Origin of the sequence: Streptomyces sp. URMC 129 (assembly GCF_051386415.1) — a bacterium.
Taxonomy (GTDB): Bacteria; Actinomycetota; Actinomycetes; order Streptomycetales; family Streptomycetaceae; genus Streptomyces.
Genome location: NZ_JBPQTQ010000053.1, coordinates 1 through 23,512, shown reverse-complemented (window position 1 = coordinate 23,512; position 23,512 = coordinate 1). Strand labels below are relative to the sequence as shown.

Genomic DNA, 23,512 nt, shown 5'->3' with positions numbered 1-23,512 from the left:
CTCCCGACGGCCGCGACAAGCGCGTGAACTGCGCCACATTCCTTGTTAGACCTGTTGTCAGCAAGAGGGTGGGGGCGGCTATGTTCCTCGCGGCGACGGCGCCGGGGTGCCGTCGCCACCCAAGAGGGAGGAAGGTCATGTCTCGTTCCCTGGAGGGGCTCGCCGCGTCCGCCGGCGGCGCGGCCCTGTCCCAAGTGGTCATCGTCTTCGTCGCGACCATGGTCATGTTCGCCGCCGTGGCCCTCGTCATCTGGCGCGAGGCGACCGGCCCGGGCACGTTCGTGGGCCGCGCCGCCGACCGGCTCGCGGCGGCCACCGGCATGCCGCGCTGGGCCGCGCTCCCCGTTCCCCTCCAGGTGGTGTCGGTCGTCCTGGCCGGCGTCGGCGTCTACTGGGACGTCCCGTACCACTACGACCTGGGCCGGGACGAGGGCCCGCTGGCCAACCCCTCGCACTACCTCATGTTCATCGGCCTGCTGGGCATGGTCGCCACCGGCGGCATCGCGATCGCCCTCGCCCGCAAGCCGCTGCCCCGGCGGGCGTTCCGGCTCGGCCCGTCCTGGCGCGTTCCCTACGGCGCGGTGGTCATCCTCACCGGCGCGTTCTTCGGGTTCGCCGCGTTCCCCATGGACGACGTCTGGCACCGGATGTTCGGCCAGGACGTGACGCTGTGGGGACCCACCCATGTACTGCTGCTGGGCGGCGCGCTGTTCGCGCTGCTCGGCTCCTGGCTGCTGTGCGCCGAGGCCCGGCAGGTCGCCGGACACGGCCGCTGGCCGCGGGTTTTCGAGATCACCGTGGTCGGCTGGGTGGTCCTGTGCCTGCATGCCTACCTGATGGAGTTCGACCTCGGCGGACCGCAGTTCCCGCTGCTGGCCAACCCCGTCCTGCTCACCGCCTTCGCCGCCATCGCCCTCGTCGCCGCCCGCATCCGGCTGCCACGCGGCTCCCTGCTGGCCGTCTTCGCGATCTACATGGGACTGCGGCTCGTCGTCGTCGCCTTCGACATCGCCGTCGGCCGCAGCGTCCCGCACATCCCGCTCGTCCTCGGCGCCGTCCTGATCGTCGAGGCCGTCGCCCTGGCCCTCCCGCCGGCCCGGCGCCGCGCCGCGTTCGCCGTCACCAGCGGCCTGCTCGTCGGAACGCTCGGCGTCCTCGCGGAGTTCGGCTGGTCGCACCTCGCCATGCCGATCGCCTGGCCCGCCGACCTGCTCGCCGCCGCCCTGCCGCTGTGCGCGGTGGTCGGCGTCGCGGGGGCCCTGGCCGGTGCCTGGCTGGGGGAGCGGCTGGACGCGGTCGCGGCCGTCGGCCGCGCCGGAGACGCCCCGGCCCCGGCCGCGCCCGCCGGGCCCTCCGCGCTCGTCGCCGGGCTCGGGCTGGCCGCCGTGTTCGCCGCCTGCGGCTGGGCCATCCCGCCGACCGACACCACCCACGGCAGCGCCACCGTCACCCTGGAGGAGTCCGGATCCGGCGACGACCGGGTCGTCGGCCTCTCCCTCCGGGTCCACCCGGCCGATCTCGCGGACGACGCCACCTGGTTCACCGTCTTCTCCTGGCAGGGCGGCGGCATCGTCCGCGAGGAGCTGACGGAGGTCGGGGACGGCCTGTACCGCGCCACCGGGCCGGTTCCGGCGGGCGGCACCGGGTGGAAGACCGTCGTCCGCCTGCACACCGGGCCGCGCGACCTCGTCGCCCTCCCCGTCTACCTGCCCGCCGACCCCGGCATCCCGGCCCCGGCGCTGATCGCGGAGGACGGCGCCACCGTGGACTTCGTCGCCGAGCAGGACCTGCTGCGGCGCGAGACCCGCGGTGACGTGCCGAGCTGGATGTGGACCCTCGGCTACCTCTCCGTCGCCGCTGTCTTCCTGCTGATGCTCGGCGTCACCGTCGGCCTGCTGGCGCGGGCCTCCCGCACCCGGCGGAAGCGGCCCCCGCTCGGCCCGGTGCCGCTCGGCGGCGGACGCGCCGCGACCGCCTGACCCGTCACCACCCCGAGGAGCCCCACGATGCGCCGCCACGCGCTGCCGCTCACCCTCGCCGCCGCACTGCTGGCGACCGCCGCCGCCTGCGCGGACGACGCGTCGCCGTCCCCGTCCCTGTCCCCGTCGCCGCCCGCCGAGTCGGCGGCGGAGGCGGACGGCACGGTGATCAGCCGTGAGGTCGAGGGCTCCGAGGTCCGCGGCGGCCCCGGCGTGGTCTCCGTCGGCCTGGGGGAGCGGGTCACCGTCGAGGTCACCGCCGACGTCACCGACGAGATGCACCTCCACGGCTACGACCTGCACGCCGACGTCACGCCCGGCGAGCCATCCGTCCTCACGTTCGAGGCCACCATCCCCGGCCGCTTCGAGGTCGAACTGCACGGCGCCCACGTCCTCGTCGTCCGGATCGAGGTCGAGTGATGATCCTCGCGCACGGCCTGGGAGGCCGCTCCGACCTGGCCCTCCCGCTCTGGCTGGCGCTCGGCGGCGGAGTAGCCGCCCTCCTTGTCTCCTTCCTGGCCCTGGCCGTCTTCTGGAAACGGCCCAGGCTGCGGGGAACGGAGGCCGGCCGCCCGCTGCCGCCGCCCCTGCGGCGGGCGGCCGACGCCCCCGCCACCCGGCGGGCGCTGCGCGCGCTCGGTCTCGTCCTGTTCGCCGTCTTCCTGGCCGTCGCCTGGGCCGGTCCGGACACGGCGGACGTCAACCCCGCGCCGACCTGGTTCTACGTGTGGTTCTGGGTCGGCCTCGTCCCCGCCTCCCTGCTGCTCGGCCCGGTCTGGCGGCTGCTCAACCCGCTGCGGACCCTGGCCCGGATCCTCGCCCTCCTGCGGCGCGGCGGGCCGCTCCGCCCGCTCCCCGACCACCTGGGACCGGCCGTCGCCGTGGCGGGCCTGTTCGGCTTCCTGTGGCTGGAGCTGGTCTACGACCACTCCGCGTCCCCGCGCGCCGTCGCCGTGTTCGTCACCGGCTACGCGCTGCTCCACACGGCGGCGGGCGCCGCGTTCGGGCCGCGCTGGTTCGAACGCGCCGACGCGTTCGAGATCTACTCCTCGCTGATCGCCGCCGCCGCACCCCTCGGCCGCCGCGCCGACGGCGGCCTCGTGCTGCGCAACCCCCTCAACGGGCTGGCGGCGCTGCCGCGTTCGGCCGCGCTGACCGCGCTGGTGATGGTGCTGCTCGGTTCCACCGCCTTCGACGGCCTCACCCGCACCCCCGCGTGGACCGAGCTGATCCAGGGCACCGCCCGCGTCCCCTACCTCCTGCTCGGCACGGCCGGGCTCCTCGCCTCCCTCGCCGCCGTCAGCGCGGTCTACGCCCTCGCCGTCCGCGTCAGCCTCCCCTACCTGCGCCGATCGCCGCACCCGTACGCGGAGTTCGGCCACTCCCTGATCCCCATCGCGATCGGCTACACCGTCGCCCACTACTTCTCGTTCGCCCTGTTCCAGGGCCAGAACGGGTTCCTGCTCGCGGGCGATCCCCTCGGCCGGGGCTGGGACCTGTTCGGCACGGAGGGCGAGCGGGTGAACCACCTGCTGCTCTCCACCTCCGCCATCGCCTGGGTCCAGATCGCCGCCATCGTCCTGGGCCACGTGGCGGGCGTGGCCTCCGCCCACGACCGCGCGGTACGCCTGATGCCGCGCCGCCACGCGGGAGTCGGCCAGTTCCCGATGCTGGCGGCGATGATCGGCTACACCACCGCCGGAATCGCCCTGCTGGCCGGCGTATGAACCCCGCGACGGAACAGCTCATCACCGTGGCCCACCAGGGCGGCTGGGACGAAATCACCGCGGCCGTGGCCGGACCGCTGCTGGTGATCGGCGTCCTCGGCTGGATCGCGGTGAAACGCCGACCGACCCAGGCGGACTACGACGACGAGGACTTCGACGACTGACGCCCGGGACCGGCCCACGCGGCACCTTGTCAGGAGCCGGGCGGTCCGGGGACGCGCTGTTCTTTGTCCGGGTGAGGGACCGTCACGGGGCGTGGCCCCAGCGCGTTGATGCTCATACCGTACGTCGAAACACCGGGATGGGACGCGCATGGCAAACAGCCGACCGAAGCCACGGAGCACCACCGACGAACGACCGGCCATCTGGGTCGGATACGGCAAACTGACCAAACTCCTGCGCGAACGGGCCAAGCTCACCCAGGAGCAACTGGCAGAGGCCGTCGGGTACTCGTTCGAGCAGATCTCCTCCATCGAGCGGGGCCGCAGGCCCGCCAAGACGCCGTTCACGGAGGCGGCGGAACGCGTCCTCGACGCGGGCGGAGTGCTCCTGGCGTTGCAAGAGGAAGTGGATCTGGCCAGACTGCCCAGGTTCTTTCTCGACTTCGCTCTCCTGGAGGCGGAGGCACTGAGCCGGTTCTCCTACGATCCGCTGCTGGTGCCCGGCTTGTTGCAGACCGAGGAGTACGCGCGAGCGCTGCTGACCGCTCACTTCCCGCCGTTCAACGAAGACACGATCGAGGAACGCGTAGCCGGTCGTCTTGCGCGGCAGTCCCTGCTGAGGCGCGACGACCCAGCCATAATGTTCGTCTTCGTTATCGAAGAGGCCGTTCTGCACCGCATGGTAGGCGGCACGGAGGTGATGCGCAGGCAGTACCAGCGACTGCTGGAATGCTGCCGCGCCCGCAACATCGAGGTCCAGATCATGCCGTCCTCCCGAGCCGTGCATTGTGGCCTCAACGGGCCGATGGTGCTGCTTGAGACGCTGGACCGGCGGCAGTTCGTGTACGTCGAGGTGCAGGACATCGTCAGCTTCCAAACTGACCGAGAGGAGGTCAGCTCTTTCTGGCTGCGATATGGGATGCTGCGCTCGCAGGCCCTCAACTCCGAGGAGTCCGCGAAGTACATCGAGCGTATTGCAGGGGAGCTATGACCACCGAGCAGCTTGTCTGGCGCAAGAGCAGCCACAGCGGTACGAGCGGCGGCGACTGTGTGGAGGTGGCCGCCGGGGCCATGACCATACATGTGCGGGACTCCAAGGACGCCGCAGGCTCCCGGCTCCGGTTCGGGCGGGATGGCTGGGCGGCCTTCGTGGCGTTGGCGGCGGGGCGGCCATGACGGCCGAGCGGCTTGTCTGGTTCACGAGCAGCTACAGCGGACCGAACGGCGGCGACTGTGTGGAGGTGGCCGCGGGGGCCGTGGCCGTACATGTGCGGGACTCCAAGGACGCCGCAGGTGCTCGGCTCCGGTTCCCCCGTGGCGGCTGGGCCGCCTTCCTCGCGATCGAGCAGGTTCGCGCAGGTCGTTCGGGGTAACCGGTCCGGGTACGTCCGGATCGGGAGGAGTGCCGGGATGAAGCTGCCGACCGCGCGGGGAGAGCTGTCCGCCGCTGTGATCGACGTCCTGGGAGGCGGCGGGCAGGCGCTCCCGGCCGGCCTGCCGGGCGATGCCGACCCGTACGGTGACGACGTCCAGCTCGCCCTCTACCTCTGCTACGAGCTCCACTACCGGGGCATCGAGGGCGTGGACGACCGCTGGGAGTGGGACCCGGAGCTGTTGCGGCTGCGGGGTGCCCTCGAACGCCGCTTTCTCGACGCCCTGCGCGCGGACGTGCCCGTCCACCCCGATGTCGCCTCCGCCCTGGACGAGTTGCTGGCCGAACCGGTCAACGGCACCGGCGTCTCCCACTTTCTGTGCGACGAGGGCGAGAAGTGGCACCTGCGCGAGTACGCCGCGCTGCGGTCGCTGTACCACCTCAAGGAGGCCGACCCGCACGTCTGGGCCGTTCCCCGGCTGACCGGGCGGGCCAAGGCGGGGCTGGTCGCCGTCGAGTACGACGAGTTCGGCGCCGGGCGCGCCGACCGGGTGCACGCGAAGCTCTTCGCCGACCTCATGGCCGACCTCGGCCTCGACCCCGGCTACGGCCGCTACCTGGAGGCCGGTACGGCGGAGGTGCTGGCCACCGTCAACCTCATGTCCCTGTTCGGGCTGCACCGTTCGCTGCGCGGCGCGCTCGTCGGGCACTTCGCGGCCGTGGAGATCACCTCCTCGCCCGGCTCCCGGCGGCTCGCCCAGGCGATGGAACGGACCGGTGCCGGCCCGGCGGCCGTCCACTTCTACGCCGAGCACGTCGAGGCCGACGCCGTTCACGAACAGGTCGTGCGCCGCGAGGTCGTCGGCGGACTGCTCGCGGACGAGCCCGGGAGGGAGCCGGACGTCGTCTTCGGCCTCGACGCCACCGGCTGGCTGGAGGACCGTCTCGCGGACCGCCTGCTGACCGCCTGGCGGGCCGGGGAATCCGCCGTGCGCGTTCCGCTGTGAGCGGCCGGGGTCACTTCTTCCGGCGGCGGTGGCTGGTGTCGCAGAACGGCGCGATGCGGCTGCGGCGGCAGGTGCACAGCGCCACCACCGGCCGGTCGGAGCGGACGGTGGTCCCGTCCTCGCGGACGAACTCCACCGGCCCCTCCACCAGCACCGGGCCGCCGGGTTCCAGCCACACCCGGGTCGGCTCGGCGCGCGGCTCGGCGCGCGGCTCGTCAGGCGACGCGTTCGGCGCGGACAACGGCCAGCTCCTCCGTGCTCTGTTCCGGTCCTATCAGGCCCCGTTGGCGCAGCCAGGCGGCGCGTGCGCGCATCACGGGACCGAACGGCACGGTACGGCGCTCGGTGACCTCCGCGCTCAGCCGTTCCTTCTCCAGCATCTTCACGGTGAGTTCCGGATCGCACAGCCCGGAGTGCACGATCAGCGCCACGCCCCCCGGCCGCAGCAGCGGCGGCACGCTCACGCACAGGCGGTCCAGCACCTCGCGCCCGTCGCCGCCCGCGTCCCAGGCCCGCCTGAGGCCGCTCCGGGGCAACGCGCCGTCCGGGGACGGCACGTACGGCGGGTTGGCGAGCACCAGGTCGAACGTCCGCCCGGCCACCGGAGCGCACAGGTCACCGCGCCTGACCCGGACCGGCAGGCCCGCCAGCGCCGCGTTGAGCCGGGCAGTGAGCACCGCGCGGCGGGAGGCGTCAACGGCCGTGACCCGCGCGCCCGTCGCGTGCCGGGCCGCCGCCAGGGCCAGCGCTCCGGTGCCGGTGCCTATGTCGAGCACCCGGGCACCCGGGCGGAGCCGTTCGCGCGACAGCGCCTTCGTGAGCAGGGAGGTGTCGTGCTGCGGCGCATACACCCCAGGAGGCTTGAGAAGAACCATGAACCTCCGGTTACCCCCGTATCACACCCCAAAGCCCCCAGAACACGGCACGCCGGGACGATCCGGGGCGGCGGAGCGGACCCGCTGTCCGGCCGTCGTGTCCGGGACGCGGCGTAGGATCCGGGCCATGGAGGGTGACGTCTGGTGGACGATCATCGAGTCGGCGCGCGCGGCGGCCGGGGACCGCGCCGACGACCGGGGCGCGCCCGACGACCCGCTGCCCGGCGCGCTGACCGACCGCCTCGCCGCGCTGGATCCGCGCCGGATCGCCGCGTTCGCGCTGTGGACCGTCGACCGGACGGACTGCGCCTACCGTTACCCGCTGTGGAACGCGGCCCGTCTCATCGAGGGCGGCTGCGACGACGACGGCTTCAGGGACTTCCGGGACGGGCTGATCCTGCTGGGCCGCCGGACGTTCGGTGACGCCGTGCGCGAGCCCGACTCCCTCGCGGAGTCGGAGGTCGTCACCAGGATGGCGCGCGGCGAGGGCGGCTGGATCGGCTACCAGTCGCTGTGCGCCCTCATCCGCGAGGCGTACCTCCGCCTCACCGGTGAGACCCGCACGCTCGACGCGGCCCTGGCGGCCGGGCTCGCGGCGGCCACCCGTCCCCGCCTGCCGTTCGGGGAGAACTGGGACCCGGAGGACAGGAGCGAGACCCGCCGCCGGCTGCCGAGGCTCGCCGCGCTCTTCCTCGGCTGACTGGCTCCGGGGCCGCCGCCCGTCAGCCGTCGTGGCGCGGGGCGGCGGCAAGAAGGTGCTGGTGCCACCTGGCTGTGCCGGGGCCCGGCTGCTCGCGGGCGATGACGGCCAGCCGGAAGGCGCTCCGGCCGACGCCGTGCCAGTCGCGGAGCTGGTGGGCGACGGTGAGGGCATAGCGGTGGTACCGCTCGGCGGTCACGGCATCGCCCCGCCGGTACGCGATCGAGCCGAGTTCCCGGGCGGCCCGCGCGATGCCGGGATGGTCGCCCGCCTTCTCCGCGATGACGAGCGCGTTCCGGTAGGCACGTTCGGCGGCGTCGAGGTCCAGGTGATCCCGGTTGAGGTCCCCGAGCCGGTGGAGGATCCGCCCCGTGTCCGTCTCGTCCTCGCACCGCGCGGCGACGCCGAGGGCGTTCTCATAGCGCGCGCGGGCCGCCGCGTAGGCGCCGCGCCGCTGCGCGATCGCCCCCAGCCGGACGAGCAGACGGACCGTGCCGGACGAGTCTTCGGGGAACCAGGTGAGGGATTCCCGCACCAGCCGTTCCTCCCGGTCCAGTTCCCCCCACGCGTGCAACTGCTCGCACACCGTCTCCGTGCAGGCCAGGGCATCGGCCAGATCCCCCGCCGCCCGGTGATGGGCGCGCGCCTCCAGAAGCTGGAGGACGTCCGCCACGCGGTCCTGGGGCCACTCCGCGACGCGCCAGCGCCAGTAGTCGGCGGCGCGCCGGTGCGCCGCCGCGTAGGTGAGATCGGCGGGCACCTCGTCCAGCGTCGCCGCGATCCAGCGGTGCACCACGAAACCGGTGGGCGCGGCGCCCGGCTCGTCCTGCGGCGCCGGGGCCCTGGCGATCAGGCCGCAGTCCAGGAGAACGTCCAGGCCACGGTCGTCGTCGTCGTTCAGTGCCACCGGGGGATGCGGCGCTCCGGACTTCTCCGGCCAGGCCGGGGGCCGGTCCGGGTCCCCCGGCTCCGGGGGCGCGGCGGGGAGTCCGGGCGAGGGCGGGCGCGGCGTGTCCACCACCTGCCAGGCGATCCCCGTCGCGTCGACCGGAATCCGGTAGACGGCGGCGGCGCCGAACAGGGCCACCGCCCGGGGAACGCGGTCCAGCCGCCGCACGAGGTCCGCCAGCCCGGCGTCCTCCGCGGTCAGCGTCACCGTGTCGGCCAGCGCTCGGTCCAGATCGCCCGCCATCGCGGACAGCCACCGCTGCGGGCGGCGGATGCCCCGGCGTTCGAGGGCCGCGTCGAGCCGGTCGAGCACGTCCGGGAAACGGGCCTCGCCGCCGCGCAGCAGCGCGTCCAGGTACTCCAGGGCCCGCGGGTGGCCCCCGAGGGTGCGGTGGACCCGCTCCCGGTCGTCCGGGGACAGGGCGTCCAGACCCGGCAGCCGTCCCATCAGTTTCAGCGTCTCGCCGTCCGTCAGCGGCCCCAGGTCGTACGGGGTCAGGCGCCGGTGGGCCCGCTTCGGCAGGGTGACGGGCAGGCGGGTGGTCACCAGCAGTTTCGTCCGGGGGGCCGCCGTCACCCACTCCCACAGGAGCCCGGCCAGCGATCCGTCCGCGAAGCCGAGGTCGTCGGGCGGGACGGACGAGAGAAGCGGCTCGACGCCGTCCAGGAAGAGCACCACGGGGACCCGCGGCAGGACGTGCTGCCGGACCGTGGACCACCGACGCTGCCAGCTCATGCCCCCGTCGAGCAGTGTCCCCGCCGCGCCGCGCACCGGGTCGTCGGCCGGGAGGTCGCGCGCGTCGGCGTGGTCCGCGAGGCGCGCGCCCACCCGGCGCAGGACGGCGTGCGCGGTGAGCTCCGGGGTGCCGGGGACCGGGACCACCAGCCCGGCGTCGTCGCCGAGCCGGCGGATCAGCTCCGCCGCCAGCACCGACTTGCCGACGCCGCCGATGCCCTGGATCACCACCCCGGCCCGTCCGGAGTCGCGGAAGGCGGCGGCCAGCCGGCGCAGGTCGGCCCGGCGGCCGACGACCTCGCCCGGCCCGCGCGCCACGATGTCCTCCAGGGGCGGGAGGTGAGCCGGCGGGGGCAGGGGGGCCACGCCGTCGGCGGGGTCGAACAGCGGGGCCGGCGCGCCGGAGAGGAAGAGGGCGGGCGTCGTCCATTCGGCCCACGCGCCGCGGTGCTCCCGCTCCTCGGCCCGGCGCGCGCGGGACAGCGCGGTCAGCGGCTCCGGGCGGTCGGCCCGGACCAGCTCCCGGTAGAAGTGGTGGGTCAGGTCGGCGGCGAAACGGTCGGTCACGTCGTCCGTCATCGCCAGGACCGCCGGGACCCCCTCGGCCAGCAGACCCCGGGCGAGGCCGACGCGCGCCGGGCCCTGCGGCACCGGGACGGCCGGACCGACCCCGTGGGTCCGGGGCGACAGCCCCGTCGAGCAGCCGGACAGCACGACGAGCGGAACCGTCCGGCCCGCGGGCAGGATCTCGGCGGCGAAACGACCGGCGTCCACCTCGTCGACACCGCCCCGCTCGTCCTCCAGCAGCAGCGCCCCCGGCACGGCGTGGCACGAGACGTGCAGGACGTGGAACGGCTCCCGCTCCAGTGCGGCGCGGATCGCGCCCACGGTCCCGGCGTCGAGGACCCGCACCCGCGCGCCGCCGTTGGCCGGGGAGACCGCGTCGGCCAGCCGGCTCATCTCCCGCTCGAAGTCGAGGAGGGGGATCCCGGCCCGCTCCGGCTGCGCCGTGACGGCGAGGACCCGCAGCGGCCCGGGGGCGGGCACGGTGTGCGGGGCGGCGTGCCCCGGCACGGCCCGGTACACCTGCACCTGCTCGGTGAGTCCCAGCGGTCTGTCCCAGCCGGGCACCACCAGCGCCTCCCAGGGGAGGTCCGCCCACTCCGGCTCGTCCACCTGGACCGCCAGCCGCAGCAGCCCGCCCCGGTGCCGCGCGTCCTCCAACTCGCCCCGCAGCAGCTCGCCGACCGGGCCGCCGAGGAAGCGGTCACCGAGCGCGGTGCCGAGCGCGAGCAGGGCCCGGTACGGCCGCTCCGCGTCGCGCCCGCGCGGATCGGTCTCCTCCCGGGCCCGCCGCAGCTCCGCCAGCAGGCGCCGGAACTCCTCGCCGTCGGCGTGCGGCGGCTGTTCCAGCTCGTCCCGCGCGGTGGAGAAGACGACCGAACGCGGGCCCACCCGCAGGGCCGCGTGCACCACTTCGCCGCGCGGCGGCGGGACGAGCGGGGGCGAGGAGAGCCCCGGAGCGGGACGGGCGTCGCGGAGCGGCGGACCGCCGCTCACCGCGGACGCCAGCTCGCGCACGGCCGACGCGTACCGACCCGGGGACGAGATGTCCCGGCAGTCGAGGAACTTCCGGTCGGCGAGGAACGGCGGCGGTGTCACGTCGTCCAGCAGCACGGGGATCAGCCGCTGGGCGTCCGGGGCGAGCCGGGCGTACTGGCGCAGCCAGCCGGACGCGGAGTGCCTGCTCACGATCTGGACGATCGCGTCCGCCCGCGACAGGCCGTCCTCGACGGCCGCGGCGAACGAGTCCCCGGGGGCGGGCTCCCGTTCGTCGAGCCAGACCGCCAGCCCCAGCCGCGTCAGGTTCTCGGTCAGCGCCCGCGTCCACGGCCGGTCCCCTGCCGCGCAGTTCACCAGCGCGTCGAACCGCGAGGGGACCAGGGGGCGTTGGGCGCCGAACTCGATCTCCCCGGTCTCGTCGGCCACTTGGGCCGCGATGGCGAGCACGGCCTCCGCGACCGAGCCGCGCGCCAGGTTGAAGCTCTGGATGTTGCTGACGACCGACGGCAGCGCGCGCAGCGCCTTGGCCGAGGTCACCACCGGCAACGTGCGGCGACCGGCGGGGTCGTTGACCGACTGCCGCAGGAAGTAGTGCAGGTCCTGCTCCAGATCGGGGTCGGCGTGCTCGTCCGCCAGGACCACGAAGTGGCGGCTGGCGTCGATGAGGGCCCGGTGCCGGTCGGGAGGCGGCGGGGCGTCGTCGGGCGAGACCGGGAACGTGCGGACGCCGCGGGCGCGCAGCAGCGGGATGATCTCGGCGGCCAGGGCCCGCGTCGTGGGACTGTGGCCGACGTAGACGTCGTACTCGTAGGCGGGCCGCGCGGCGCGGACCGCGGCCTCCACGTAGGAGTCACGGTTGTCCACCAGCAGGTCCACCTCCTGGAGGCGGCGGGCCAGCAGCGCGGCGAGCGTGGCCAGACTGTAGGTGACCTGCTCGGAGTTGCTGTGGCTCTCCTGGAGGGGCGGCAGACCCTCGCCGAACGACCAGATGGGGAAGTAGGGGATGGTGAGCCGGTGCAGCAGCCCGGTGGCGTCGTAGCCCCGGGGCAGCCAGTCCCGCAGCCGGGGCGCGATCCGCTCGGCGAGCAGCGCCCGCCACGTCTCGCCCTGCTCGTACTCCACCCCGGCGTCGAACCGGCTCAGCAGCGGGACCGTCAGCAGCTTGGGGCGGTCGTACGGCAGCCGGTCGCGGGCGTCCATCGCGCGGGCGACGATGTCGAGGACGCCGTCGATGTTCTGCTGGTTGGCGGTGAAGACGAACACCAGGACGTCCGGCACCTGGGCCGTGCAGATCCCGCCGGCGTCGGTGATGCCGGTCCTGCTGTCGACCAGGACGACGTCGTAGTCCCGCATCCACCGGGCGCGCCACTCCTCCAGCACCGCGCCGAGGTCGTGATCGCGGTAGAGGGCGTCCCAGTCGATCGTCTGGAGCCGGGCCACGTAGCCGGGGTCGTCGCTCCGCCCGGCGGCGATCAGGTCCAGCCGGGCGCCGCCGGGCAGTTCGACCGGGGTGCGGGCCTCCGTCCCGGAGGGACGGCCTCCGTCCCGGACCTCCTCCAGCATCTCCAGCAGGCCGGCGGTGGGCGGCGCGCAGTGCTCGCGGAAGAAGTACGCGAGGCCCGGGGCCTCCAGGTCCCAGTCGACGCACAGCACCCGGTAGCCCCAGCGGGCCAGCAGCACGGCGGCGTTGGCCAGCGCGAAGCTGCGGCCCACGCCGCCCTTGTACGAGTAGAACGTGATGATCTGCCCGGGGGTCATGACAGCCCGAGCCTGGGAAGCTGCCCCGCGGCGAGCCGGTACGGCTCCGGTCTCACCACCGGCCAGTCACTGTCCCACGGCGGGGTCTTCTCCAGCCGGGCGGCGATCGCCCGCGCCACGCGCGCCACTTCCTGGTAGAAGTCGGAGAAGGCCGGGGTGAGCTGGAAGGACGGCACGGGCACGGCGTACTCCTTGAACGTCTCGCACAGTTCGCGGTCCCGCACCTCGTCGGGGAAGTGCTTTCCGTCCGCGTAGACGATCGGGTAGATGAGACCCGGATCGGTGCGCGAGATGCCCAGGACCTCCTCGCGCAGCGCCATGGTCTTCCACTCGGCCACGCACCAGTAGGAGGAGAAGTACGGCGCGGAGAGAATGGGAACGAGCAGCCGGCTGCGCCGCAGCCCCTCCGCGATCCGGTCCGGCCAGTGGGTGCCCACCTCCTCCTCCAGCTGGCGGTCGATGAACGACTGCGGGGGCGTGGGCATTTCGTTGGCCAGGCAGTCCATGAGCGTCTGGTGGAAGTGGTTCGTGAGCCACTCCGAGACATTCCCTGCCGACCGCCGGTAGCTGAGGAACACGTCGTACTGGTATCCCACCGACCCCCGCCTCCATGCCCGCCCGTTTCCGCTGCTCAAGGACCCCGGGGGGAGTGTACTCGTCTGATGATCCGTCAATCAGTCAGTGAGTCCGAATCGTTGGGAGGCAGTCGTCGCCCACCGCCCCCCCCGGCCGCGCAACGAACCGCGCTCCGGAGGGGCCGGTGAACGCCGGGTCCTTACAGGCCCGGGATGCGGCCGTTGCGGAACAGGTCGACGAAGATCTGGTGGTCCGCGCGGGCCCGGGCGCCGTAGGAGTGGGCGAAGTCGACCAGCAGGTCGGGGAATCCGTTCTCGTCCGTCGCGATCGCCGCGTCGATCGCCTCCTCTGTCGAGTACGGCACCAGCGAGTGGCCGCTGGAGTCGTCCGCCGCGGCGTGCATCGTCGCCGTCGCCCGGCCCAGGTCCGCGATGACCTGGGCGATTTCGGCCGGGTCGTCGATGTCCGACCAGTCCAGGTCCACCGCGTACGGCGACACCTCGGCCACCAGCTGGCCGGCGCCGTCCAGTTCGGTCCAGCCCAGCCACTGGTCCGCGTGCGCCTGGAGGGCGCGCTGCGAGATCACCGTGCGGTGGCCCTCGTGGAGGAAGTACGAGCGGACCCGCTCCTCCACGATGTGCCGCGAGACGGCCGGGGTCTGGGCCTGCTTGATGTAGATGACGACGTCGTTCTCCAGGGCGTCGCTGTTGCCCTCCAGCAGGATGTTGTAGGAGGGCAGGCCCGCGCTGCCGATGCCGATGCCGCGGCGGCCGACGACGTCCTTGACGCGGTAGGTGTCCGGCCGCTCCAGGCTGGACTGCGGCAGCGTCGCCAGGTAGCCGTCGAACGCGGCCAGCACCTTCTCGCGCGTCGCCCGGTCCAGCTCGATCGCGCCGCCGCCGGAGGTGAACCGCCGCTCGTAGTCGCGGATTTCGCTCATCCCGTCCAGCAGGCCGAAGCGGGTGCGGGTGCGGGCGTCGCGCAGCGCGGTCAGCAGCGGGCCGACCGCCGTGTCGAGCGTGAACGGCGGCACGGCGTCGTCCGTCGCGCCGTCCGCCAGCGCGTGGACGCGCTCCCGGTACGCGGCGGCGTACGTCCGGACCAGGTCGCTGATCATCGCGTCGCTGAGGGCCTTGGTGTAGCCGATGAGCGCGACCGACGCGGCGAACCGCTTCAGGTCCCACGTGAACGGGCCGACGTACGCCTCGTCGAAGTCGTTGACGTTGAAGATCAGCCGGCCGTTGGAGTCCATGTACGTGCCGAAGTTCTCGGCGTGCAGATCGCCGTGGATCCACACCCGCCGCGTCCGCTCGTCCAGGAACGGCCCGCCGCCCTGCTCCGCCGACAGGTCGTGGTAGAAGAGGCAGGCGGTGCCCCGGTAGAACGCGAACGCCGAGGCCGCCATCTTCCTGAACTTGACCCGGAACGCCGCCGGATCGGCCGCCAGCAACTGCCCGAAGGCGGTGTCGAGGACGCCGAGTATCTCCTCGCCGCGCCGCTCTGCGTGGGTCGACATCGCGCACTGCCTCCTGCTGGGCCGGGATCTGCTGGACCGGAGCCTACCGGCGGCGGCCGGAACGATCAGCGCTCGGGGTCGAGCTCCACGGACCACAGCTCGGCGCCGTCGGTGTCCCGCAGACGGACGGTCATCACGGCGGTGGAGCCGTCGATGTCGACCTCGCCGAAGAACTGGTTGCCGTACATGGGGCTGTTCTTCGCCAGGCTCTCCGCGGTCCCGGCGAAGCGCACCTCCGGGCCGAACGTGGCGTCCAGCGGGTTGGGCGTCACGGCCACCACGGCGTTGAGCGGACCGGACACGAACTCCCAGAAGGGCTTGAAGTCCTGGAAGACGGCCCGGTCGGGGGAGTAGTGGTGCGCGGCGGTGAAGTGGACGTCGGCGGTGAGCCACACCGTGTTGGTGATGTCCCGGCGGCGGATGAACGACAGCACCTCGGCGATCTCGGCCTCCCGGCCCAGCGGCGCGCCGCCGTCGCCCTGCGCCACGCCCTCGTGGGCGCTCGCGCCGTCCGGCACGACGAGGCCGAGCGGGATGTCGTTGGCGATGACCTTCCAGGTGGCGCGCGAGGCCGCCAGCTCCCGCTTCAGCCACGCGGTCTGCTCCGCGCCCAGGATGCCGCTGTCGGGCGCGGCGGCGTTGTTGGGGCCGTTGGGGTCGCGGAAGCTGCGCATGTCGAGGACGAACACGTCCAGGTGCGGCCCGTAGCGGACGACGCGGTGGACCCGGCCCTCGGAGCCGGGGCGCCGCTCGATCGGGAGATACTCGAAGAGCGCCTGCCGGGCCCGGGCGGCCAGGACGTCGACCCGCTTCTCGGTGTAGCGGGAGTCGGTCAGGACCTCGCCCGGGTACCAGTTGTTGAGGACCTCGTGGTCGTCCCACTGGTTGATCATCGGGACGGCGGCCGTGAAGGCGCGGAGGTTGTCGTCCAGCAGGTTGTACTTGTGCTGCCCGCGGAACTCGGCCAGCGTCTCCGCCACCTTCGACTTCTCGGGGGTCACCAGGTTCCGCCACACCTGGCCGTCCGGCAGCGTCACCGAGGCGCTGATCGGCCCGTCGGAGTACCAGAAGTCGCCGCTGCACAGGAAGAAGTCCGGGTCGCGCTCGGCCATGGCGCGGAAGATGCGGTAGCCGCCGATGTCGGGGTTGATGCCCCAGCCCTGCCCGGCGAGGTCGGCCGACCACAGGAAGCGGACGTCGTCCCGGGCCCCGGGCGCGGTGCGCAGCCGGCCGGTGACCGGCTCGCCGGTGACGGCCGGGTTGTCCGGGTCGGCCAGGTGCACCCGGTAGTGCACCTCGCGCCCGGCGGGCAGCCCCGACAGCTTGACACGGCCGGTGAAGTCGCTGTCGGCGGTGAGGAGATCACCGGGCACGGTGATGGCGTTCCGGAAGTCGGGCCGGGTGCTGACCTCGACGGACATCCGCGCCGCCCGGTCAGCCCGGGTCCACACGACACCGCTGCGTGAGGAGACCTCGCCCGCCTGCACGCCGTGCGACACGACCGGCCGGTCCCGCCGCACGAACGCGGGCGCGGCGAAGGCCGATGCGGCCGGGAGGAGGGACGAGGCGGTGGCGGCGGTGCCGGCGAGCAGGCCGGAACGCAGGAGGGCACGTCTGTGCATGGGCATGGTGAAGCTCCCTGAGGTCGCTGGTTCGACGCCCTGTGTACGGAGGCCCGGGAGCGAACACCGAGCGACACGGTGAACCCCCCGGCGCGCGGCGGTGAACATCCACCCGCGTGCCCCACACACCACGCCCACGGACGCACGTGCATGCGCACCGCGAGCAGCCGCCGGCCGGGCCGCGGGGTTATGGTCGCCTGCCGTCCGGCACGGACGATTCAGCCGGTGCGGCGGGCCAGGAGGTACGCGCGGCGGGTCTCGGCCTCCCGCGGATGGGGCGCCCGCTCCAGCGTCGCCTCGACGGTGAAGCCGGCGGCCGTCAGGTGCCCGGCGACGGTGTCCTGTTCGAGGAAGTGGAAGTCCACGTCGACAGCGTGGTCCCACCACTCGGTGAGGTGCCGGACCTCGCTGCCGACGTGGAACGCGACCAGCAGCAGCCCGGACGGCCGCAGCACGCGGCGCGTCTCCGCGAAGGCGGCGGGCAGTTCGGCGGGGGTGAGGTGGATGACCGAGTAGAGCGCGACGGCCGCCGCGAACTCGCCGTCCGCCGCCGGGAGTCGCAGCAGGTCGCCCTCGCGGAACTCCACCCCGGGGTGGTCGCGGCGGGCGATCGCGACCATCGCGGGGGAGAGGTCGATCCCGACCGGCCGGGCACCGCGCCCGGCCAGCCAGCCCGCGACGTGGCCGGGTCCGCAGCCCAGGTCCGCGACCGGCGCGCCGTCGCCCGCCTGTTCCACGACCGCCGCCAGCAGCGCGCGGTCTTGGGGCTTGTGGGCCAGCTCGTCACCGATGCGGTCCCGGTACTCCTCGGCGACCGTGTCGTAGCTGCGCCGCACACGGCCGTGATGGATGGGGCTGGACACGCCCCCAGCATCGCACGGCCGCCCCGGTCAGGAGCCGGTCGCCCCCGAGGGCCGCGGCCGGACGGTGGACCGGGCGCCGTTGCTCGCCGCCACGGGCGGGACGGGCGGCGGGCCGTCGTCCCCGGAGCCGGGGCCGCCGGGCACCTGCCGGTCCGCCAGGGCCACGGACAGCCCCTCGCGGCAGGCGAGGTGGACCGCCTCCAGCATCGCCCGGGGGCGCTCGGCGCGGAGGGCGCGCTGTTCGTCGCGGTCCTGGGCGGCGAAGCCGTGCCAGATGTCCTGGAGGAACCGCAGCACGAGCTGCCAGCCCCGGCGCGAACGCCACATCGTCCAGCCGAGGTAGAGCCCGGTGCCGTGCGGGAACACCGACACGTACGCCTGGTAGGTGCCGTCGCCCACCCGCAGCCGGTCGTTGACGCCCTGGTCGCCCGCGAGCCGCACGCGGTGGGCGGTGACGGACAGCGGACTGCGCCGCTCGCGCAGGCTGTCGCCGATCCGCTCGTGGACGTCCGCCGCGCGGTCCCTGCGGTCGCCCAGCAGGACCCGCCACTCCGCCACCGGCTCGGTGGCGCGGCCGAACATCAGCACCGCCGTGTAGGAGATCATCCCCAGGACCACGGAGGCGACGACCAGGATGTCGCTGATGTCCTGGCCGGCCCACCACTGGAACAGGACGATGGTCAGCGGGAACATCGTCACCAGGTGCGCCGCCAGCAGGGCCTTGAGGAACTGGCTGCCCAGCGTTCCCCAGCGCACCGTCTCGTCGAGCCCGGGATCCAGCGGCCCGGATGCCGTCCTCGCGTCGTCTTCTTGCCAGTTGGGCATGCGCGTCGGTCTCGGCACGTCCATCTGTCTCGCCCCCATGAGGTGCAGGTCGTATCGCCGGACTCCGATGGTCTCAGCGGGAACGGGCGTGGGGGAAGGTCTTCCGGCCGCCGGATCGCGCGTTGGCATACGACGTACGCTCTCGTCGCGCGAACTCCCTGCTCACCGGCCCGCGCCGCGTTGACACTGTGACATGTGCCACTCGCCCACGGCCCCGCCCGGACCCGTCAACGCCCTTTCTTCGCACAGGAGTACGCCAACCCCATTGAAGATCGCCAACGGCGACACGACTATGGAGGGATGCGATCGCGAACAGGGGGGACCGGATGAGCTTCGCCGAGTATCTGTCCGAACGGTGGCCCGACATCGTCGTGTTGGTCAGCGAACACGCACAGGTCGTCCTGATCGCCGTCGCCATCGCATCCGTCGTCGGCGTCGGAACCGGCATCGCCGTCGCCGGTCACCCACGGGCCGGGGCACTGCTGCTCGGCGCCACCGGCACCATGCTCACCATCCCCTCCTTCGCCCTGTTCGGCCTGCTCATCCCGCTGTTCGGACTCGGCTCGGGACCCACGATCACCGCCCTCGTCCTCTACGCCGTCTTCCCGATCCTGCGCAACACCGTCACCGGCCTCGCCTCCGTGCCCGGCGCCGTCGAGGACGCGGCGCGCGGCCTCGGCCTCGGCCGCTGGGAGCGCGTCCGGCGCGTCCAACTGCCCCTCGCCTGGCCGGTGGTGCTGGCCGGGGTGCGCACCGCCACGCTGATGAGCGTCGGCATCGCCGCGATCGCCGCCGCCGTCAGCGGCCCCGGCCTCGGCGAGCTGATCTTCGGCGGCCTGGCCCGCATCGGCGGCGCCAACGCCCTCAACGACGCGCTCGCCGGAACGCTCGGCGTCGCCCTCCTCGCCCTCGCCCTCGACCTCCTCTTCGTCGTCCTGGGCCGGCTCACCACCTCGCGAGGCATCGCATGACCGGCGCCATGATCCGGCTGGACCGGGTCAGCAAGCACTACCCCGGCCAACAGGCCCCCGCCGTCGCGGAGTTGTCCCTCGACATCGCGGCCGGGGAGATCGTGGTGCTCCTCGGCCCCTCCGGCTGCGGCAAGACGACCACCCTGCGCCTCATCAACCGCCTCATCGAGCCCACGTCCGGCCGCGTCCTCCTCGACGGCGAGGACGTCACCCGCGCCGACCCCGACCAGTTGCGCCGCCGCATCGGCTATGTCATCCAGCAGGTCGGCCTCTTCCCGCACCTGACCGTCGCGGACAACATCGGCCTCATCCCGCGCACCCTCGGCTGGGACAAGAGGCGCGTCCGGGAGCGCGTCGACACCCTGCTCGACCTCGTCGGCCTCGAACCCGCCACGTTCCGCCGCCGCTACCCCAAGGAGCTGTCCGGCGGCCAGCAGCAACGCGTCGGCGTCGCCCGCGCACTGGCCGCCGACCCGCCTGTGATGCTCATGGACGAGCCGTTCGGCGCCATCGACCCCATCACGCGCGAGCGGCTCCAGGACGAGTTCCTCGACCTCCAGGCCAAGATCCGCAAGACCATCGTGCTCGTCACCCACGACGTCACCGAGGCCGTCAAACTCGGCGACCGCATCGCCCTGTTCGGGGAACAGGCCCGCATCGCCCAGTACGACACGCCCGCCGCGATCCTCGCCGCGCCCGCCGACGACTTCGTCGCCTCGTTCATCGGCTCCGGCGCCGCGATCCGCGGACTGCGCCTGCTGCCCGTCGGCTCACTGCCCCTCGACCCCGTCGAGGTGCTCACCGGCGACCACGACGCGGGCGCCGTCGGCGCCGACAGCGCCGACGGCCCGGAACGGGCGCTGCTCGTCGGCGCCGACGGCACCCCCCGCCGCTGGCTGCGCCCGGCCGGACGCCCCGGCCTCGCCGTCGTCGGAGCCGATCAGAGCCGGTACGACGCGCTGGACGCGATGCTCCGCGCCCGCGACGACACCGCCCTCGTCGTGGACGCCGCCGGAGCGCCGCTGGGCACCGTCTCCTGGTCGGCCATCGCCCGCGAGAGCCCCGGGGAGCCGTCGTGACCGTCGTCCTCACCGAGCGCGGGCCGCGCGACCCGGCCCGCCGCTCGCCGCTCGGCCTCCTCGTCACCCCGCTCCTGCTCGCCGCCGCCTGCGCCGCCCTCTGGCTCTACCTGCGCGGCCAGGACCTCGACAGCATCGAGTCCCGCTCCATCAACCGCGACGTCATCACCGAGCAACTCCTCGAACACCTCCGGCTGGTCGCGGCCTCCACAGGACTGGTCATCGCGATCGCCCTGCCGCTGGGCGTGCTCCTCACCCGACCCGGCCTCGGCGTCCTCGGCACGCCGCTGCTGATGCTGGCCAACATCGGCCAGGCCGTGCCCTCCATCGGCGTGCTGGTGCTGCTCGCCGTGACCGTCGGCGTCGGCTTCCAGGAGGCGCTGATCGCGCTCGTGCTGGTCTCCGTGCTGCCGGTGCTGCGCAACACCATGGTCGGGCTGCGCGGCGTGGACCGCGCGCTCATCGACGCGGGCCGCGGCATGGGCCTGACCCGGACGGCCGTCCTCTTCCGCGTCGAACTCCCGCTCGCCGTCCCCGTGATGATGGCCGGACTCCGGGTCGCGCTCATCCTCAACGTCAGCAGCGCGACGCTCGCCACGTTCACCAACGCGGGCGGCCTGGGCGGCCTCATCAGCACCGGCATCGCCCTCAACCGGACGTCGATCCTGCTCACCGGAAGCGTCCTGACCGCCGTGCTCGCCCTCGCCTGCGACTGGCTGGTCGGCCTCGCGGAACGCTACCTGCGCCCCCGCGGCCTCTGACCACCCATCCCACGTCCCGCCCGCCACCTGCTCCTTGCCCGCTGATCGAGAGAGTGAAGGACACGCATGCGCTCGTTCCCCCGCCGCCGCCCGCTCCTGACCGGCCCGGCCGCAGTCACCGCCGCCCTGGCCACCCTGGCCGCCCTCGCCACCGGCTGCTCCCTCGACACCTCCGACGGCGACGCCGAGCCCGGCAGCCTCGCGGAGAACGCCGCGCTGGACGGCGCGTCCTTCACCGTCGGCTCCAAGGAGTTCACCGAACAGCTCGTGCTCTGCCAGATCACCGGCCTCGCCCTGCGTTCGACCGGCGCCGAGGTGTCGGAGGAGTGCGGCCTCCAGGGCAGCAACACCACCCGCAGCGCCCTGGAGTCGGGCGACATCGACATGTACTGGGAGTACACCGGCACCGCCTGGATCAACTTCCTCGGCCACACGGAGCCCATCGACGACCCCGCCGAGCAGTACGACTCCGCCGCGCGGGAGGACCTGAGCGAGAACGGCATCGCCTGGCTCACCCCGGCCCCCGCCAACAACACCTACGCCATCGTCGTCAAGACCAGCACCGCCGAGGAGCTGGGCGTCGCCTCCCTCTCCGACTACGCCCGGCTCGTGGCCGACGACCCCGGACGGGCGACGCTCTGCATCGCCAGCGAGTTCGCCGGCCGCGACGACGGGCTGCCCGGCCTGGAGGAGGCGTACGGATTCCACGTCGCGGACGGCAACCTGGCCACCCTCGCCGAGGGCGCCATCTACCACGCCGTCGCCGAGAACGACCCGTGCGCCTTCGGCGAGGCGGCCACCACCGACGGCCGCATCGAGGCCCTCGACCTCACCGTCCTCACCGACGACAAGCACTTCTTCCCCGTCTACAACCCGGCCCTGACCGTCCGTTCCTCCGTGCTGGAGGCACACCCCGACCTGGAGAGCATCTTCGCGGCCATCGCCCCGGCCCTGACGGACGAGGTGCTCCAGGGCCTCAACGCCCGCGTCGACATCGACGGCGAGGACCCGGCCGACGTCGCCCGCGACTGGCTCCAGCAGGAGGGCTTCATCGGCGGCTGAGCACGCGCACGCAGGGGCCGGGCAAGGGGGGCGCGGCGGACGGCTCGGACAGGGGGCCGTCCCGGACCGCGCGTCCGGTGGACCTCGCCCGTCGCCCGGCTCCGGCCCTGTCCGCCTACTGTCCGGCGGCCGACCGGTAGGTGCAGACCTGGACGCCGGCCGGGCTGGTGACGGCGGAGACCAGCTCCAGGGAACGCAGCGCCCCGTCGCCCGGGAAGATCGTCTTACCGCCGCCGAGGATCACCGGCATGATCATCAGGCGCAGCTCGTCCACCAGGCCCTCGTGCAGCAGGGTGCGCGCCAGGGTGGAGCTGCCCATCACCAGCAGCCGGCCGCCCTCGGTGCCGCGCAGCTCCCGGAGGCGGGCGACGGCGTCCGCGCCGGGGATGAGCGTGCTGTTCCCCCATGTCAGCCCGGACTCGCCCAGCGTGCCGGACACGACGTACTTCCGGATGGAGTTCATCCGGTCGGCGAACGGGTCACCCGCCCGCCCGGGCCACGCGGCGGCCATCGTCTGCCACGTGCGGCGCCCGAACAGCAGCGCGTCCGCCTTGGCCAGCGCGTCGTCGAAGGCACCGCCGACCACCTCGGGGTCGAAGAACGGATGCGTCCAGCCGCCGTGGGCGAAACCGCCCTCGGTGTCCTCCTCGGGGCCACCGGGGGCCTGCACGACACCGTCCAGGCTGATGAACTCGGTGATCACGATGTCCACGGGACTCTCCTCATGTCGCGTTCCAAGCGGTACGGCAAGGAAGACTGCCATGCCGCCCGGAACTCATCGGTCCGAGGAGTGAGAGGCCGGGAGAGAACCGGGTGCCCCCGGCTACTTCACCGGCTGCGGCTCCGCCGCGTCCTCGGCCGCCTCCTCGCCCGCCTCGTCGGCGGGGGTCCGCACCGAGTCGAGGAGGAGTTGTGCCACGTCCACGACTTTGAGGTCTTCTTTGGCCTTGTTGTCGTTCTTCTTGCCGTTGATGGAGTCGGAGAGCATGACGAGGCAGAAGGGGCAGGCGGTGGAGACGATGTCGGGGTTCAGGGCGAGGGCTTCGTCGACGCGTTCTTCGTTGATGCGTTTGCCGATGCGTTCTTCCATCCACATGCGGGCGCCGCCGGCGCCGCAGCAGAAGCCGCGTTCCTTGTGGCGGTGCATCTCTTCGTTGCGCAGGCCGGGGACGCGGCCGATGATTTCCCTCGGTGGGGTGTAGACCTTGTTGTGGCGGCCGAGGTAGCAGGGGTCGTGGTAGGTGATGAGGCCCTCGACGGGGGTGACGGGGATGAGTTTGCCGTCGTCGATGAGGGTCTGCAGGAGCTGGGTGTGGTGGATGACCTGGTAGTGGCCGCCGAGCTGGGGGTATTCGTTGGCCAGGGTGTTGAAGCAGTGGGGGCAGGTGGCCACGATGCGCTTGGTGGGGGC

The 23,512-nt window shown here is 73.3% G+C and carries 23 protein-coding genes; 13 read left to right on the top strand and 10 right to left on the bottom strand.

Annotation, left to right across the window (positions count from 1 at the left end):
- Window positions 1–137: 137 nt before the first annotated feature.
- The 8 genes from ACSNOC_RS13460 to ACSNOC_RS13425 all read left to right on the top strand — a co-directional run bounded on the left by ACSNOC_RS13460 (window position 138) and on the right by ACSNOC_RS13425 (window position 6,246).
- Window positions 138–1,979: a hypothetical protein gene (locus ACSNOC_RS13460; protein WP_436747624.1), complete on the top strand. Its 1,842-nt coding sequence runs from the start codon at window positions 138–140 to the stop codon at window positions 1,977–1,979.
- 27 nt (window positions 1,980–2,006) lie between these two features.
- A complete protein-coding gene (locus ACSNOC_RS13455; RefSeq protein WP_436747623.1) occupies window positions 2,007–2,399 on the top strand; it encodes a hypothetical protein in 393 nt (130 codons plus the stop codon).
- Window positions 2,399–3,706 (top strand): hypothetical protein, encoded by a 1,308-nt coding sequence (locus tag ACSNOC_RS13450; RefSeq protein WP_436747622.1) that lies wholly within the window; start codon window positions 2,399–2,401, stop codon window positions 3,704–3,706. The genes ACSNOC_RS13455 and ACSNOC_RS13450 overlap by 1 nt, the downstream gene beginning before the upstream one ends.
- Window positions 3,703–3,870, top strand: coding sequence for a hypothetical protein (locus tag ACSNOC_RS13445; protein WP_436747621.1), 168 nt, complete (start codon window positions 3,703–3,705; stop codon window positions 3,868–3,870). Before ACSNOC_RS13450 ends, ACSNOC_RS13445 begins: the two co-directional genes overlap by 4 nt.
- A gap of 148 nt (window positions 3,871–4,018) precedes the next feature.
- The gene (locus tag ACSNOC_RS13440) at window positions 4,019–4,858 is read left to right on the top strand and encodes a helix-turn-helix domain-containing protein (RefSeq protein WP_436747620.1); all 840 of its coding nucleotides are present in this window, start codon (window positions 4,019–4,021) and stop codon (window positions 4,856–4,858) included.
- Window positions 4,855–5,043, top strand: coding sequence for a DUF397 domain-containing protein (locus tag ACSNOC_RS13435; RefSeq protein ID WP_436747619.1), 189 nt, complete (start codon window positions 4,855–4,857; stop codon window positions 5,041–5,043). Before ACSNOC_RS13440 ends, ACSNOC_RS13435 begins: the two co-directional genes overlap by 4 nt.
- Window positions 5,040–5,240 (top strand): DUF397 domain-containing protein, encoded by a 201-nt coding sequence (locus tag ACSNOC_RS13430; protein WP_436747618.1) that lies wholly within the window; start codon window positions 5,040–5,042, stop codon window positions 5,238–5,240. The genes ACSNOC_RS13435 and ACSNOC_RS13430 overlap by 4 nt, the downstream gene beginning before the upstream one ends.
- Before the next feature lie 37 nt (window positions 5,241–5,277).
- The gene (locus tag ACSNOC_RS13425; protein ID WP_436747617.1) at window positions 5,278–6,246 is read left to right on the top strand and encodes an iron-containing redox enzyme family protein; all 969 of its coding nucleotides are present in this window, start codon (window positions 5,278–5,280) and stop codon (window positions 6,244–6,246) included.
- Window positions 6,247–6,256: 10 nt separating this feature from the next.
- On the opposite strand, the gene ACSNOC_RS13420 is transcribed toward ACSNOC_RS13425, so the two are convergent.
- Window positions 6,257–6,487, bottom strand: coding sequence for a CDGSH iron-sulfur domain-containing protein (locus tag ACSNOC_RS13420; RefSeq protein WP_436747616.1), 231 nt, complete (start codon window positions 6,485–6,487; stop codon window positions 6,257–6,259).
- The gene (locus ACSNOC_RS13415) at window positions 6,462–7,121 is read right to left on the bottom strand and encodes a HemK2/MTQ2 family protein methyltransferase (RefSeq protein ID WP_436747615.1); all 660 of its coding nucleotides are present in this window, start codon (window positions 7,119–7,121) and stop codon (window positions 6,462–6,464) included. The genes ACSNOC_RS13420 and ACSNOC_RS13415 overlap by 26 nt, the downstream gene beginning before the upstream one ends.
- Before the next feature lie 127 nt (window positions 7,122–7,248).
- On the opposite strand from ACSNOC_RS13415, the gene ACSNOC_RS13410 reads away from it, so the two are divergent.
- Window positions 7,249–7,821 (top strand): DUF4240 domain-containing protein, encoded by a 573-nt coding sequence (locus ACSNOC_RS13410; RefSeq protein ID WP_436747614.1) that lies wholly within the window; start codon window positions 7,249–7,251, stop codon window positions 7,819–7,821.
- 22 nt (window positions 7,822–7,843) lie between these two features.
- Here ACSNOC_RS13410 and ACSNOC_RS13405 read toward each other — a convergent pair whose 3' ends face one another.
- The 6 genes from ACSNOC_RS13405 to ACSNOC_RS13380 all read right to left on the bottom strand — a co-directional run bounded on the left by ACSNOC_RS13405 (window position 7,844) and on the right by ACSNOC_RS13380 (window position 18,228).
- Window positions 7,844–12,826 (bottom strand): KGGVGR-motif variant AAA ATPase, encoded by a 4,983-nt coding sequence (locus tag ACSNOC_RS13405; RefSeq protein ID WP_436747613.1) that lies wholly within the window; start codon window positions 12,824–12,826, stop codon window positions 7,844–7,846.
- Complete coding sequence (locus tag ACSNOC_RS13400) at window positions 12,823–13,422, bottom strand: TIR domain-containing protein (RefSeq protein WP_436747612.1); 600 nt, start codon at window positions 13,420–13,422, stop codon at window positions 12,823–12,825. Before ACSNOC_RS13400 ends, ACSNOC_RS13405 begins: the two co-directional genes overlap by 4 nt.
- A 179-nt stretch (window positions 13,423–13,601) precedes the next feature.
- On the bottom strand, window positions 13,602–14,918 hold the full coding sequence (locus ACSNOC_RS13395; protein ID WP_436747611.1) for a DUF2252 domain-containing protein: 1,317 nt from the start codon (window positions 14,916–14,918) through the stop codon (window positions 13,602–13,604).
- A gap of 65 nt (window positions 14,919–14,983) precedes the next feature.
- Window positions 14,984–16,546, bottom strand: a complete 1,563-nt coding sequence (locus tag ACSNOC_RS13390; protein ID WP_436747610.1) for an alkaline phosphatase D family protein — start codon at window positions 16,544–16,546, stop codon at window positions 14,984–14,986.
- A 212-nt stretch (window positions 16,547–16,758) separates the two neighbouring features.
- The gene (locus ACSNOC_RS13385; RefSeq protein WP_436747609.1) at window positions 16,759–17,403 is read right to left on the bottom strand and encodes a class I SAM-dependent methyltransferase; all 645 of its coding nucleotides are present in this window, start codon (window positions 17,401–17,403) and stop codon (window positions 16,759–16,761) included.
- A 27-nt stretch (window positions 17,404–17,430) separates the two neighbouring features.
- Window positions 17,431–18,228: a hypothetical protein gene (locus tag ACSNOC_RS13380; RefSeq protein WP_436747608.1), complete on the bottom strand. Its 798-nt coding sequence runs from the start codon at window positions 18,226–18,228 to the stop codon at window positions 17,431–17,433.
- A gap of 326 nt (window positions 18,229–18,554) precedes the next feature.
- On the opposite strand from ACSNOC_RS13380, the gene ACSNOC_RS13375 reads away from it, so the two are divergent.
- The 4 genes from ACSNOC_RS13375 to ACSNOC_RS13360 all read left to right on the top strand — a co-directional run bounded on the left by ACSNOC_RS13375 (window position 18,555) and on the right by ACSNOC_RS13360 (window position 22,101).
- Window positions 18,555–19,199 (top strand): ABC transporter permease, encoded by a 645-nt coding sequence (locus ACSNOC_RS13375; RefSeq protein ID WP_436747607.1) that lies wholly within the window; start codon window positions 18,555–18,557, stop codon window positions 19,197–19,199.
- Window positions 19,196–20,278, top strand: a complete 1,083-nt coding sequence (locus tag ACSNOC_RS13370; protein WP_436747606.1) for an ABC transporter ATP-binding protein — start codon at window positions 19,196–19,198, stop codon at window positions 20,276–20,278. The genes ACSNOC_RS13375 and ACSNOC_RS13370 overlap by 4 nt, the downstream gene beginning before the upstream one ends.
- A complete protein-coding gene (locus ACSNOC_RS13365) occupies window positions 20,275–21,039 on the top strand; it encodes an ABC transporter permease (RefSeq protein ID WP_436747605.1) in 765 nt (254 codons plus the stop codon). Before ACSNOC_RS13370 ends, ACSNOC_RS13365 begins: the two co-directional genes overlap by 4 nt.
- A 66-nt stretch (window positions 21,040–21,105) precedes the next feature.
- Window positions 21,106–22,101 (top strand): glycine betaine ABC transporter substrate-binding protein, encoded by a 996-nt coding sequence (locus ACSNOC_RS13360; protein ID WP_436747604.1) that lies wholly within the window; start codon window positions 21,106–21,108, stop codon window positions 22,099–22,101.
- Between the two features lie 115 nt (window positions 22,102–22,216).
- Here ACSNOC_RS13360 and ACSNOC_RS13355 read toward each other — a convergent pair whose 3' ends face one another.
- Both ACSNOC_RS13355 and ACSNOC_RS13350 read right to left on the bottom strand, forming a co-directional pair.
- On the bottom strand, window positions 22,217–22,813 hold the full coding sequence (locus ACSNOC_RS13355) for a dihydrofolate reductase family protein (RefSeq protein ID WP_436747603.1): 597 nt from the start codon (window positions 22,811–22,813) through the stop codon (window positions 22,217–22,219).
- Window positions 22,814–22,924: 111 nt separating this feature from the next.
- On the bottom strand, window positions 22,925–23,512 hold a 588-nt coding region (locus ACSNOC_RS13350; protein ID WP_436747602.1), incomplete at its 5' end, for a (Fe-S)-binding protein.

Excerpts from the sequence above, each read along its gene's own strand:
- ACSNOC_RS13380 (WP_436747608.1), bottom strand. The coding sequence starts at position 18,228 with ATGCCCAACTGGCAAGAAGACGACGCGAGGACGGCATCCGGGCCGCTG.
- ACSNOC_RS13390 (WP_436747610.1), bottom strand. The coding sequence starts at position 16,546 with ATGCCCATGCACAGACGTGCCCTCCTGCGTTCCGGCCTGCTCGCCGGC.
- ACSNOC_RS13440 (WP_436747620.1), top strand. The coding sequence starts at position 4,019 with ATGGCAAACAGCCGACCGAAGCCACGGAGCACCACCGACGAACGACCG.
- ACSNOC_RS13415 (WP_436747615.1), bottom strand. The coding sequence starts at position 7,121 with ATGGTTCTTCTCAAGCCTCCTGGGGTGTATGCGCCGCAGCACGACACC.
- ACSNOC_RS13405 (WP_436747613.1), bottom strand. The coding sequence starts at position 12,826 with ATGACCCCCGGGCAGATCATCACGTTCTACTCGTACAAGGGCGGCGTG.
- ACSNOC_RS13455 (WP_436747623.1), top strand. The coding sequence starts at position 2,007 with ATGCGCCGCCACGCGCTGCCGCTCACCCTCGCCGCCGCACTGCTGGCG.
- ACSNOC_RS13430 (WP_436747618.1), top strand. The coding sequence starts at position 5,040 with ATGACGGCCGAGCGGCTTGTCTGGTTCACGAGCAGCTACAGCGGACCG.
- ACSNOC_RS13360 (WP_436747604.1), top strand. The coding sequence starts at position 21,106 with ATGCGCTCGTTCCCCCGCCGCCGCCCGCTCCTGACCGGCCCGGCCGCA.
- ACSNOC_RS13445 (WP_436747621.1), top strand. The coding sequence starts at position 3,703 with ATGAACCCCGCGACGGAACAGCTCATCACCGTGGCCCACCAGGGCGGC.
- ACSNOC_RS13375 (WP_436747607.1), top strand. The coding sequence starts at position 18,555 with ATGAGCTTCGCCGAGTATCTGTCCGAACGGTGGCCCGACATCGTCGTG.
- ACSNOC_RS13410 (WP_436747614.1), top strand. The coding sequence starts at position 7,249 with ATGGAGGGTGACGTCTGGTGGACGATCATCGAGTCGGCGCGCGCGGCG.
- ACSNOC_RS13395 (WP_436747611.1), bottom strand. The coding sequence starts at position 14,918 with ATGTCGACCCACGCAGAGCGGCGCGGCGAGGAGATACTCGGCGTCCTC.
- ACSNOC_RS13370 (WP_436747606.1), top strand. The coding sequence starts at position 19,196 with ATGACCGGCGCCATGATCCGGCTGGACCGGGTCAGCAAGCACTACCCC.
- ACSNOC_RS13460 (WP_436747624.1), top strand. The coding sequence starts at position 138 with ATGTCTCGTTCCCTGGAGGGGCTCGCCGCGTCCGCCGGCGGCGCGGCC.
- ACSNOC_RS13450 (WP_436747622.1), top strand. The coding sequence starts at position 2,399 with ATGATCCTCGCGCACGGCCTGGGAGGCCGCTCCGACCTGGCCCTCCCG.
- ACSNOC_RS13425 (WP_436747617.1), top strand. The coding sequence starts at position 5,278 with ATGAAGCTGCCGACCGCGCGGGGAGAGCTGTCCGCCGCTGTGATCGAC.
- ACSNOC_RS13435 (WP_436747619.1), top strand. The coding sequence starts at position 4,855 with ATGACCACCGAGCAGCTTGTCTGGCGCAAGAGCAGCCACAGCGGTACG.